The sequence below is a fragment of the Parasaccharibacter sp. TMW 2.1888 genome, from assembly GCF_023167265.1.
GTDB classification, from domain to species: domain Bacteria; phylum Pseudomonadota; class Alphaproteobacteria; order Acetobacterales; family Acetobacteraceae; genus Bombella; species Bombella apis.
In genome coordinates this window covers 862,117-874,259 of the sequence record NZ_CP030979.1, presented here as the reverse complement: position 1 = coordinate 874,259, position 12,143 = coordinate 862,117, and the positions used below count along the sequence as shown (strand labels likewise).

Here is a 12,143-nt window from a genome sequence, read left to right as displayed (position 1 = left end):
TGCTCAGCGGTCCTCAGTAATCATTGAGCAGGATGGCCCCATGCGTGATGATACGCTCACCAGCTTTCAGGCCGGAGAGAATGCGTACGGACTCTCCTTCCTCGTAGCTGATGGTGATGAAGCGGCGGCGGTAGGTGTTGGGGGCTGTCTCCACAAAGACGGAAACCTGGTCATTGTCCATCAGCAGGGCTGTTTTGGGCAGGAGGGGCTGGGCCTGCTGGGTGATGTTCAGCGTGGCGGTGGTGAACTGTCCGGGGCGCAGCGCCCCCTGGGTGTTGTTGCAGCGCAGATAGAGATTCAGGCGGCGGGTATCAGTATGGACGGTGCCGTCCAGCGAGGTGACGGGTCCATGGCATGTCTGGCCGGGGAAGGAGGCTTCCAGCGTCATGCTTGCACCGAGCATGGGCAGGAGGGATTCCGGCAGGCTGGCCTGGATCCAGACAGTGTCCAGATTGGCGACGTTCATCAGGGTTGCTGTCATGTCTGTCACATTCTGGCCGATGCCGGTGGATATGGCGGTGACGATGCCGGAGACAGGCGCTACCAGTGGTTGGTAGCCGGCATTGCCGTCTGTGCCGAGAGCCTGAAGGCGCAGATGGGCACGGGTGGCTTCGGCCTGGGCCTGTTCCAGATCATTTCTGGCAGACTGCATGTCTTTTACGGCATTGCCTCCCGCATTCAGTACGCCAACAGCACGGCGATAGGCCAGCCGGGTAAGGGTGAGGGTTGCCTGCGCCTTGCGGTCATCTGACCATGCCTGTGCCAGGTCACCGGAATACAGGATGGCAAGAACATCGCCTTTCTGTACATGCTGGCCTGTCTGCACATACAGGTTGGCCACCCGCCCGACGACCGGGGAATGGATGTCCACGCTCTGGCCGGGGGAGGCGATGATCTGTGCTGGAAGCTCTACCTGATGGGGGGAGAGGGTTTCCGCGACGGGCTCGACAGTCAGCTGGCCATCCAGCGGCCCTCCGGGCCTGATGCGCAGCAGGTCACCGTTGTGAGTAACAGCGGGTGGTGGGGCAGTCTCTATGACCCGGTGGGGGACGAGAGACCACACACCCCAGAGAAGCAGAAGAACGATCAGGACGATGCCAGTAATAATCATGTTACGTGAGACACGCATTATTGGGATGTTCTCCGTTCTTCTGACTGCCAGGGCAAAATTCGTTCCCTTCTGACACATGCGCAGTGATTTGTCACGGTATTGTATCTGTACCGTAATATTCGAACTTTATGGATGATGGCTGTCGTGATGAGTAATTGCTGTCCAGTATTGCGACTATATGAAAAAGGGGCCGCAATTACTCTGCGGCCCCTTTCCCGAATGATCTGATGTTGTTGTGGAAAGATCAGAAGCGGTATTCGATACCGGCACCAACAACAGTCGGATGCACGTCATCATGAACACGGACCCGACCACCAGTAATGGGGTTGCCGCGCTGGCTCAGATGAACGCTCTGATTGAACAGAAGGATCTGTTTGATATCGAAGTTGAAGAACCAGTTGCCGACCAGCTGGTAATCAAACCCGAGGTTGAAGCTCGGCCCGACGTTGGTTTTCATGTGCATGGCATCAAACACGGCCCCGTTGAAGGCCCCACCCAGATTGGTGGCCTGATGCATGTTGTGGAAGATGGCCACCGTGATGCCAAGACCGGCATAGGGGTTGAAGCGCTTGTGCGGGCGGAAGTGGTAGGCGGCTGTCAGTGTCGGGGGGAGAATCCAGAAGCTGCCAGCATCCAGCTTGCCCAGGTTGCCGACATGGGCAGCGGCTTCATGACGGGTGGAAGAAGCAATGAGGTCCAGGGAGAGGTGGTCCGTCAGGAAATATTCAAGCGTCAGTTCCGGCATGACCTGGTTGGTCACGCTTACATTGTGGCGGAAGATGCTGCCACCAGCCAGAGCTGCTGCAGGTGAGCTGGCATTCAGCTTGACGCGGGAGCCGGTGTTGTTGGTGATTACGCCGAGAGCGGAGAGGCGGACAACGAAGTCCCCTTTGCCAAGGCCGATCTTGGTATTGGCACAGGTCTGGAAAATGCCGCAGCGATGGTCATCCGGAGCATGAAGATGCACGGAGGCATCCGGAGCGGCCTGCATGGTGCTGGATGCGGATACGGAGGTGTGGGCTCCTGGCGCTGTTGTCTGGGCAACGGCGAAGGAGACAGACCCAAGAGCAAACAGCGCAGCTGTGGCCATCCGGGTGAAGGTGCGGCTCATTTTTCCTAGAATCCTCGATGAGTTACAACGGCGTGGCGAAAATGGACAAAATGTAATTGTTCCTTCCCCGCCTATAAGAATGATCTGCCTCGAAAACAAGAAAAAATTTATAACTGTAATAGGGCATTAACTGAAAATATTCTAGAAATTGATCTATATCAAAAAATGGGGCTTTTCTTATCACTGTCATAAGGAAGGTTTCTTTTCCAAGGGGGGGGATAACCCGCTAACTCTGACACCGGCTATAGTGAGACAGGAAAGATAATGGTGGAAACAGGTCGCAGCCTCATGGAGGCCGTTCGGGAACGGTGTGGTCGCTGCCCTGGCCGTTCGGTCAGTATCTGCAACGTCATTGAGGACCAGGACCTTCCTGCCCTTGTGGCGGAATCTTCCCGGGTGGTTGTTCAGGCGGGGCGCTGTTTCATACAGGAAGGCGCACCGGCGCACGATTTTTATGTGCTGACAGGCGGCCGGGCCAAGCTGTTCAGTCTCATGCCTGATGGGCGTCGGCAGATTGTCGGTTTTGCAGAAGTGGGGGATTTTCTGGGGCTGGCCTCCTCAGAGAGTTATGCCTTCACCGCAGAAGCTCTGGGAGAGGTGACACTCTGCCGGTTCCCCCATTCTGCCATCGACCGTCTCGTGGAGCGCTTCCCCCGTCTGCATGGTCGCCTCCAGCAGGAGGCTTCCAGCGAGCTGGTCAAGATGCAGGCGCGGCTCATGCTTCTGGGGCGCAAGACAGCCCGTGAGCGTCTGGCCAGTTTCCTTGTCGAACAGGCCAGCCCCTGCTGTGCCCATGCGCTGAAGGATGAGCACGGCCCGCTGACACTGCCCCTGCCCATGTCCCGGACAGACATTGCCGATTATCTGGGGTTGACGATCGAAACGGTGAGCCGGACGTTCAGCCTGTTCAGGAAAGAGGGGCTGATCAGCATCAGGGGGGCCAGTTCCGTCACGCTTCTGTCACCGGGGCTGCTGAGCGACATGGCTGGTGGCATAAAGCGGAGCTGAGCCTTCAGGAGTGTGGCATGGCCTTTTTTTAACTTTAGGGATGTAACCTCGTGGTGTAGTGAATGAACGCATTCGGTACTCATTCTAGGAGCTGCTTCATGAAGATCCGTACTCTGTTTACAGTTTCACTGCTTGCCTCGTCCTTTGCCCTGCTGCCGCAGGCTCATGCTTATGATCCGAATGATCCGCTGGCCATCCAGAGCAGCATGGACAGCGTGACGAAGTCCATCCAGAACGAAAACGCCAAGCTGCAGGCCCTGCAGGAGAAGTATGCTGGCGCTCCGGAGCGTGCTCGTGCCCGCATCCAGAAGCGCATGGATGCCCTCCAGTCCGACGTGAAGCAGCGTCAGGAGCGTCTGCAGAACCTTCAGGACAAGTACAAGAACCTTGCCGCCGACAAGAAGGCCGAGATCCAGAAGAACATTGATGATCGCAAGCAGCAGATCAAGGATGTGCGCGACAGGTACAGGAATGCGCCGGCTGAGGAGAAGCAGCGCCTCAAGGACCAGCTTGATGCCCAGAAGTCTCAGCTTGACGCCCAGAAGAAGAGCCTGAAGGAGATGCACGACAGCACGGTGCAGTCCGGCAAGGACTTCGTCCATTCCCTGAAGGGCGGTTTCTGATCTTCTGCAGGATCGGTCCTGACAGGACAGGGTGATGAGAGAGGCCGCTCCCATTGGGGCGGCCTCTTGCTCTTTGGGGGGAGTACCTCCATATAGGGCGTGATTGAGATAGACGTTCTCGGGGCAGGGTGGAATTCCCTACCGGCGGTGTTGGTGGCTTTGGCTGCCTCAGCCCGCGAGCGCCCTGCATCCGTGCAGGGGACAAGCAGACCCGGTGTGAATCCGGGGCCGACGGTCAGAGTCCGGATGAGAGAGAACGTTCTTCCTGTCCATCGCGGGAGGGGGGATGCCGCCTTTCCGTGAGGGGGGAAGGCGTGACGTCGCCGCGAACGTCCCTGAGACGATTGGGGACTGATGATGACAGATGTGTCGAGTGGGACACGAAGAACGGACAGCCCGCCCCCGCCGCTGGAGAGCGTTCGGGCCGGTTTCCGGGAGGCCGTGAAGGCGGCCGTGCAGAAGATGGGGGCGACCGCTCCCAATCCGGCGGTGGGCTGCGCCCTGCTGGATGGTGAAGGGCACCTGCTCGCCGTGGGAGCACATCCCGCTGCGGGCCAGCCTCATGCCGAGGTCATGGCGCTGGAGCAGGCCCGGGAGAAAGGCGTGCTGGAGCAGGTCCGCACTGCCCTGGTGACGCTGGAACCCTGCAACCATCATGGCCGGACTCCTCCCTGTAGCGACCGGCTGAAGAACAGTCCCGTGCGGACCGTGTGGATCGGTGCCCGGGACCCCAACCCGCAGGCCAGAGGGGGAGCGGACCATCTGGCTGGGGGCCTCTCTCCGAAACAGGTGCATTTTCTGGCCGATGAACCCGGGCTGCGCTCTCTGGCGCAGGACTGTGCCGCACTGCTCGCACCGTTTGCCTGCCGTGTGACGCAGGGCCGCCCGTGGCTGAGCGTGAAGCAGGCTCTGGACGGGCACGGCAGCATGATTCCTCCGGAAGGGCAGAAGACCTTCACCTCGTCCGCATCCCTGCGGCTGGCCCATCAGCTCCGGCGGGCCTGTGACGCCGTGGTGACGGGGATCGGGACCGTTCTGGCTGATGACCCGTCCTTTACCGTGCGGCATGTGTCCGATCATGCCGGGCGGGCACCCCGGCCCCTGATCGTGCTGGACCGGCAGGGCCGTCTTCCAGCCGCCTGGCGTCAGGCCCGGGAGGCGGACGGGTTCCATGTGGAACAGTGCCGTGACCTGTCATCCCTGCCTGCCCTTCTGGGGCAGATGGACATCAACTGGGCCCTGATCGAGGCCGGACCTGCCCTGCTGGCCGGCGTGCGGGAGGCGGGCCTGTGGGATGACTGGCTGACCATCCGTCATGAGGGGGCCGACAGGGACGACCAGCTTTCCATTACCCTGCGTGAAGAGAGTGCGGACAAGCGGAGCCCGATCCAGCTTCTGCGCCAATATGGGGACTAAGACCATGTTTTCAGGAATCATCGAACGTGTTGGCGACGTGCAGTCCGTGTCCCTGCGGGACAGGGCCATGGATGTACGGATCGCCACCCATTTTACCGATCTGATGGAAGGTGAAAGCATCGCCACCAATGGCGTGTGCCTGACCGTGACCCGTTTCACGCCCGAGGGTGTGGCGGATTTCCACCTGAGTGGCGAGACGCTGGCCCGGACGGCTCTGGGTGACCTCGTGGAGGGTGCCCGTGTGAATCTGGAACGGGCCGTCAGCCTCAACACACGGCTTTCCGGCCATATCGTGCAGGGGCATGTCGATGCGGTAGGCAGGCTGACCCATGTTGCCGAAGCTGGGGAATCACATCATCTGCGGATTTTCATGCCTGCTTCCCTGCGCCGCTATGTCATCGAGAAAGGGTCCATCACCATCAATGGCATCAGCCTGACGGTGAATGAGGTGCATGATGATGTGCGCCATGACGGGCAGGAAGGCTTTGAGATCAGCCTGATGATCATTCCCCATACATGGACCCATACGGACCTTTCCACGCTGGCCATCGGGGCGAAGGTGAATCTGGAAGTGGACATGATGGCCAAATATGTGGAGACGCTCCTGCGCCACACGCCGGAAGAGGAACTGCGTTACAGGGGAGATGCCCGGTGAGCAGCCTGTCTTCAAACCTGAAGGCCGCCATCGCCGCCGTGCGGGCTGGCCGCATGGTCGTGATGGTGGATGATGAGGATCGGGAGAATGAAGGTGATCTCATTCTGCCAGCCCAGTTTGCCACGCAGGAGACCATCAATTTCATGGCCCGTCAGGCCTGCGGGCTGATCTGCCTGTCCCTTGAGGCTGACCAGATAGACCGGCTTGGCCTGTCTCCCATGGTGGCGAAGAATCAGGACCCGCGGGGCACGGCCTTCACCGTATCCATCGAGGCCGCCCACGGCGTGACGACGGGCATTTCCGCTGCCGAGCGTGCCCATACGATTCAGGTGGCATCTGCGCCGGATGCGACACCGGCGGACATCATCTCCCCCGGTCACATGTTCCCCCTGCGGGCCAACCCTGATGGCGTGATGGCCCGGGAGGGGCATACGGAAGGAGCTGTTGACCTCATGCGGCTGGCAGGTCTGCGTCCGGCTGGTGTGATCTGTGAGATCATGGCCGAGGATGGCACGATGATGCGTCTGCCGGAGCTGCGTCACTATGCCCGTCGGCACGGTCTGCCGCTCATCAGCATTGCCGAAATGCGCCGCTGGATTGCTGAACATGGGCGGGGTGATGTCGGAGCTCTGGACATGGCAGAAGCGCCATTGTCGGAGGAAGCCCAGCTTGCCGTGGCCGACCTGCCGACCGTGTGTGGTGGAGAGGATCTGCGTGTCCATGCCTTCCGTGGAGCTGATGGTGTGGAACATCTGGCCCTTGTGAAAGGGAAGCCTGACCAGACCGTGCCGCTGGTCCGCCTTCATTCGGAATGTGTGACGGGGGATGCGCTGGGGTCGCTGCGCTGCGACTGTGGCCCACAGCTGCGGGAAGCCCTGAAGCGGATTGCGGCGGCGGAATCAGGCGTGCTGCTCTATCTGCGGGGGCATGAGGGCCGGGGGATCGGTCTGGCCAACAAGATACGGGCCTATGAGCTTCAGGATCAGGGCATGGACACGGTTGATGCCAATGAGGCGCTTGGTCTGCCCGCTGATGCCCGCCGCTGGGATATGGCGGCCCATATGTTGGCCAGTCTCGGCGTGACCCGCCTGCGCCTGCTGACGAACAACCCGGAAAAAGAGCGTGGCCTGACGGAGGCCGGACTGGTGGTGGAAGCCGTGGAACGGCTTGTCGTGCCATCCAATCCGTTCAACCGCCATTATCTGGAAACGAAACGCACCCGTATGGGGCATATGCTGCAGGAGAGCTGAACCATGAGCAAACATATCGCTACGGCCCCGGAAGGCCTGAAACTCAATCCAGCGCCAAGACTGGCCCTGCTGGTCAGCCGCTTCAACCCTGATGTGACGGGCGGTCTGCGTGATGGTGCGCTGGAGTGGCTGAAGGAACGTGGCATTGATGAGACGGTGGATGTCTATGAGGCCCCCGGTGCGTTCGAGCTGCCCATCATGGCCCAGCACCTTGCCCGTAAGGGTATCTATGAGGGGGTGATCTGCCTCGGCTGTGTCATCAAGGGGGATACGGCTCATTTCGAGTTCATTTCCATGGGGGCCACTGTTGGCATCATGCAGGCCCAGCTGGCGAATGATGTGCCGATTTCTTTCGGTATTCTGACAACCTATACGGACGAACAGGCCATCGTGCGCTCCCGGGGGGATGAGCACAACAAGGGCCGTGAGGCCGCTGCGGCCTGCTTTGAGACGGTGGCCTTCCTGCGGAAGTGATCTGGCCCTCCTGTATGGCAAGAAACATTCCTGCCCTGTGGAGACAGGTCAGGAATGTTGCCGCCAGGTCATTGGTTGACGTGCTTCATGGGCCCGGAGGTGGCCTGATATTTGATGGAGAACGGCGAGGTATTTAACAATCGTGCAATAGAAGTCCCCATATAATGCTTCTGGCAGGATTGTTGCGTTTCTGTGCCCGACATCATAGACAGAGTGACTGATACCTGTATGGAATTTTATTGTCCTGAAATGTTCGGAAAGAGGTTTGCGTGGATTTTGAGACCATAAAGGTGGCCGTCCTCATCCCCTGTTACAATGAAGAAATGACAGTGGGGCATGTTGTGGAGAAATTCACGAGGCACATGCCGGGGGCGGAGATTTATGTCTATGACAACAATTCCACCGACCGGACAGTGGACGTTGCCCGGGCCGCAGGGGCAATTGTCCGGACAGAGCGGATGCAGGGGAAAGGGTACGTCGTCCGGCGGATGTTCTCCGACATTGATGCAGATTTCTACATCCTGATTGATGGTGATGAGACCTACGAGGCCGAGGCGGCCCCCAGGCTGCTGGAGCATGCGTATGAGCATGGTCTGGACATGGTCAATGGGGCTCGTGTCACGGACCGTCCGGCGGCGTATCGCATGGGTCATGTATTGGGCAACCGGATGCTGACGGGGCTGGTGACCATGATTTTCGGGCGCCGCCTTACGGACATGCTGTCCGGCTATCGGGTTTTCTCAAAGCGGTTCGTCAAGTCATTCCCGGCCTTGTCCCAGGGGTTCGAGACGGAAACCGAGTTTACCATTCATGCGCTGGAGCTGGGGTTGCCTGTCGGTGAGCTGAAGACGGCTTATGTCGAGCGGCCACCGGGCAGCGTGTCCAAACTGAGCACTTACAAGGACGGTATCAGGATACTCTGCACGATCGTCCAGATCGTGAAGCTGGAAAAGCCGTTCCTGCTGTTTTCCTCCATTGCGGCTGTCCTGTTTGTCCTGGGGCTTGGGTTGGGGATTCCTGTCGTTTCCTTCTATCTCCGGCAGGGTGTCGTCCCCCGCCTGCCAACAGCCCTGCTGGCCACGGCCCTGGTGCTGCTCTCTTTCCTGAGTTTTGTCTGTGGGTTGATCCTCGACACGATTGCCATTGCCCGGAAAGAGCAGAAGAGGCTGACCTATCTTTCCTATCCTGCCGTCTTTCCAGACAGGCGCTGAGCTGCCGGGAGCGCTGTGATGTTCTGCAAGAAAAACGTGACCACGGTCATATGGTGTGCCGCCATCGTGTGGAGCATCATGGGTATTCTGTCATGGTCCCATCTGCCGATAGAATACCGGCCCGGTGGGCTGCGGCTGACTTTCAACAGCATGATCGACCACATGCTGCATGGCCATTTTGATGTGGACCCGAAGACCGTGGAAGAGGAGGGCTTCCTCCGGAATGGGAAAGTGTATGCCTACTGGGGCATTTTCCCTTCCCTGCTGAGGTTGCCAGTCCTGCTGTTCCCCAATGGGCTGCATTGGGACATCACCCGTCTTTCATCCATCATGGCCCTGCTGATGGTCCTGTTTTTCAATTACAGGACATGGCGTTTCGTGTCTGAGCGTTACCTTGGAGGTACGTCCTGGGTTTCGCTCTGTCTGGCCATTGCCCTTGCTTTTTCGGGTGAACAGGTCTGTTTTTTTGAACACAGCCTGTATCAGGAGGTCTGCTTCTGGGCTCTGGCCTTCGCTTCATGGTTTGTGTACTGCGCCATCCGTGTCCTCTGCGAGAAGGAGTACTGGCGATATGGTGGGGTCTGCATGGCCGTTGCGGCGGGCTGTGCGCTGTTGACCCGTGTTTCGATGGGGATCGGGCTGTATGTGGCGCTGCTCTGTTTTCTCATCATCCATTTTTACAGATGGTGCCGCAGCTTCAGGACGAAGGATGAGGGCGTCACGCTGCTGTCTCTCGTTGTGCCGACAGTCATCTCCGTTCTGGCCATCATCGTGACGGCATATGTGAATTACAGACGATGGGGCAATCCGCTTACCTTCGCCAATTACGACCTGTACCTCTACAATGTGGAGTTTCCCAGCCGCATCGTGCGGACCAAAACTTATGGGCTGTTCAATCTTCAGAGATTCTATCTGGGGATTGTCTATTTCTTTGTACCGGTGTGGATTTTCCAGAAGGCTGACGGGCATTACGTTCTTCAGGATAGTTTCACGCGGCTGATTGATGCGAATGAGCTGCCACCCAGCAGCTTCTTTCTGACAGATGGTTTCATGCTGCTCTGTGGTGCGCTGCTGATTGTCGGGCTGCTCCGCAGGGGCCGTGTGTTCCCCATCAATCGGGCAGCGCTTGCTTCTGTCGCCGTATCCTTGGCAATACCGGCTTTCCTGATGATGATTGCCATCAGCATGAATTACCGGTACCGGGCGGAATTCTACCCGGATATCGTTTTCCTCGGGACGCTTGGCTGTGTCTATCTGTACAACAACCTGAAGGATGTACGGGCTCTGAAAAAGATTCTGGTTGCCCTGCTGGTTGTCAGCGTTGTCTCATCCAATCTCAATATTTTCCTGTATGGGGAAAGTGAGCTCGGCCCTGCCTATCTCTACATCAAGGACGGCATCTTTTCTTATTACTACCATCGGGTTTTCTGAAAAAGCAGGAAGTTCTCCTGCCTGAAGATCAAAAAAAGGCGGCTTCTCCGGGAGAGGGAGAAGCCGCCTTTTGCAATCATGGCGCCTGCGGGAGGGTCAACGGATCCGCCTGTAGATTATGAACCCGCTGAAGGCATAGCGTGGGGGATGTTCGTAGATCATCTCATAATGCTGTTTGAGCTCTCTTGTGAGAACAGCATAGGTATCCCGGTTGATGGACATGTCATGCTCGGTATCGTCGGCAGAGAGGAGAATGTAGAGGGGTTTCTGGGCCAGTATGGCTTCGGTCTCCTGCACAGGGTCGATGCCCAGAGCGTTCCGTTCCGTATCGGTGCTGAGATGGGCCGAAAAGGGGAAGCGTGTCAGATGGCAATAAGGGACACTGTCCAGCAGAATATCAGGCGTGTCGTAATTGAAGACACAGCCGACAGGGGATGACAGACGGGAGACGGCCTGCCGCAGGGTGGAAAGATCGCTGGCACGGTTGATCTTCTTTTCCGTGTCGTAGGTGCGGATGCCCCCCCATACCAGCAGCAGCACGAGCCAGAGACGGCTGAAAGGGGAGGCCCAGAGTGGTGCTGCGGTTATGAAAAAGGCCGGATAAAGGGGCAGGGAATAGTGTTTGGTAAAGGTGTTGAAGAGGGCAAAACCGGCAAAGGCTGTCCATGCCCACCCGCCAAGGAAAAGGGAGAGAGGCTGGCAGTGGGCGGTCTGTTTTCTGAAGAGAAAGCGCAGAACTGTCGTGCCGAGCAGGATGCCCAGCATGACAAGGCACCAGTATACATTATGCAACCACTGGTGCAGAGAGGCAGCCGGGATGGGTTTTTTCAGGAAGATGGAGACGGTGTTGGCAAACCACCATTCCTGGAAGTGGCCGTCCAGCGCATAGAACAGCATGACAGCCAGTGTTGGCACGAGGGCAAGCCCACACCAGATGATGGCATGGCCCATGACCTGCTTCAGGGTACCGCCCTGCCGGTAGGTCAGTCCCATCAGGAACAGCCCGACATAGATGCCTTCAAAAACGACAGATGTTTTCAGCTGGAGAGCGATGCCAAACAGCAGCATGACTCCCGCTCCCGTCTGGAACAGGGTGAGGCGGGCCTGCCCGGCCATGAACCGTGCGACCAGCAGGATGGCCCAGACGACCAGCAGATTATAGAAGATGGGCGTCTGGCCGCCGCAGCCCTGTGAGTTGGCAATCCAGACCAGATAGAGACAGCCAGCACAGAGGGCCCCTCCGACCGGGGCGATGAGGCGGGCGACCTTCATGCACAGGATGGACGTCGCCCAGGCACTCAGCAGGGCAATGGCCTGATAGGCCCAGATGCGGTAAGGACCGAAAAGGTGGAAAAGTTCATAGAGCAGAAAGATGCCGATGGGTTTTCTGTCCCATATGTCGACATAGGGCAGTTCGCCATGCAGCATTCTGCCACCGACAAGCATATAGAATTCTTCATCAGCGAAGATGAAGGGATTCCCGAACACCATGAAACGGGTCAGGATTGCCATGACAAACAGTAGAGAGTACGCTACGTACTTGCTGTCCAGTGACCGGGCAAGGCGGTCCCGGAATGAATTATATGACATGCAGGCAGCCAGTTAAGTATAAGGACGATTTTCTTTAGAAGAAAACGAGAGCGCATTCTATACGCAGGACGCATGGGGTCAAATATATTTGGCTGTTTCAGGCAGTAAATCGTTATATTTTTTTGTGCTACAGGGCCCTTTGTAAAGGAAGTGTTAGGAATAAGACGATGTTTTTTTCAGGGGTTGGATCCGTTCATGTCTAAAAAAGAGGACAGTTTTGTATGGCCTTGGTGTCTGGCCTGGGCAGTTCTGTTTCTTCTGAC

Annotated in this window: 11 protein-coding genes and 1 riboswitch; of the genes, 8 read left to right on the top strand and 3 right to left on the bottom strand. The window is 58.0% G+C overall.

What is annotated here, in order from left to right:
* Nucleotides 1-13 precede the first annotated feature (13 nt).
* A complete protein-coding gene (locus DTQ13_RS03985) occupies nt 14-1,129 on the bottom strand; it encodes an efflux RND transporter periplasmic adaptor subunit (RefSeq protein ID WP_043559063.1) in 1,116 nt (371 codons plus the stop codon).
* Nucleotides 1,130-1,355: 226 nt separating this feature from the next.
* Nucleotides 1,356-2,222, bottom strand: a complete 867-nt coding sequence (locus DTQ13_RS03980) for an OmpW family protein (protein WP_248461164.1) — start codon at nt 2,220-2,222, stop codon at nt 1,356-1,358.
* 264 nt (nt 2,223-2,486) lie between these two features.
* Between DTQ13_RS03980 and DTQ13_RS03975 the strand changes: the two genes are divergently transcribed.
* From DTQ13_RS03975 to DTQ13_RS03940, 8 genes are all read left to right on the top strand, one after another.
* A complete protein-coding gene (locus DTQ13_RS03975) occupies nt 2,487-3,230 on the top strand; it encodes a Crp/Fnr family transcriptional regulator (RefSeq protein WP_227449734.1) in 744 nt (247 codons plus the stop codon).
* Between the two features lie 98 nt (nt 3,231-3,328).
* Nucleotides 3,329-3,853 (top strand): hypothetical protein, encoded by a 525-nt coding sequence (locus tag DTQ13_RS03970; RefSeq protein WP_081562411.1) that lies wholly within the window; start codon nt 3,329-3,331, stop codon nt 3,851-3,853.
* Nucleotides 3,854-3,963: 110 nt separating this feature from the next.
* Nucleotides 3,964-4,115: riboswitch (FMN riboswitch) on the top strand.
* Between the two features lie 92 nt (nt 4,116-4,207).
* Entirely contained in the window at nt 4,208-5,269 is a 1,062-nt protein-coding gene (gene ribD, locus DTQ13_RS03965; RefSeq protein ID WP_248461163.1) for a bifunctional diaminohydroxyphosphoribosylaminopyrimidine deaminase/5-amino-6-(5-phosphoribosylamino)uracil reductase RibD, read from the top strand.
* 4 nt (nt 5,270-5,273) lie between these two features.
* Entirely contained in the window at nt 5,274-5,924 is a 651-nt protein-coding gene (locus tag DTQ13_RS03960; RefSeq protein ID WP_248461162.1) for a riboflavin synthase, read from the top strand.
* A gap of 5 nt (nt 5,925-5,929) precedes the next feature.
* A complete protein-coding gene (locus DTQ13_RS03955; protein WP_043559442.1) occupies nt 5,930-7,174 on the top strand; it encodes a bifunctional 3,4-dihydroxy-2-butanone-4-phosphate synthase/GTP cyclohydrolase II in 1,245 nt (414 codons plus the stop codon).
* 3 nt (nt 7,175-7,177) lie between these two features.
* Entirely contained in the window at nt 7,178-7,648 is a 471-nt protein-coding gene (ribH, locus tag DTQ13_RS03950; protein WP_043559053.1) for a 6,7-dimethyl-8-ribityllumazine synthase, read from the top strand.
* A 323-nt stretch (nt 7,649-7,971) separates the two neighbouring features.
* Entirely contained in the window at nt 7,972-8,859 is an 888-nt protein-coding gene (locus tag DTQ13_RS03945; RefSeq protein WP_052348998.1) for a glycosyltransferase family 2 protein, read from the top strand.
* 18 nt (nt 8,860-8,877) lie between these two features.
* The gene (locus tag DTQ13_RS03940) at nt 8,878-10,290 is read left to right on the top strand and encodes a hypothetical protein (RefSeq protein WP_248461161.1); all 1,413 of its coding nucleotides are present in this window, start codon (nt 8,878-8,880) and stop codon (nt 10,288-10,290) included.
* Between the two features lie 96 nt (nt 10,291-10,386).
* Here DTQ13_RS03940 and DTQ13_RS03935 read toward each other — a convergent pair whose 3' ends face one another.
* Complete coding sequence (locus tag DTQ13_RS03935) at nt 10,387-11,880, bottom strand: glycosyltransferase family 39 protein (RefSeq protein ID WP_248461160.1); 1,494 nt, start codon at nt 11,878-11,880, stop codon at nt 10,387-10,389.
* Between the last annotated feature and the right edge of the window lie 263 nt (nt 11,881-12,143).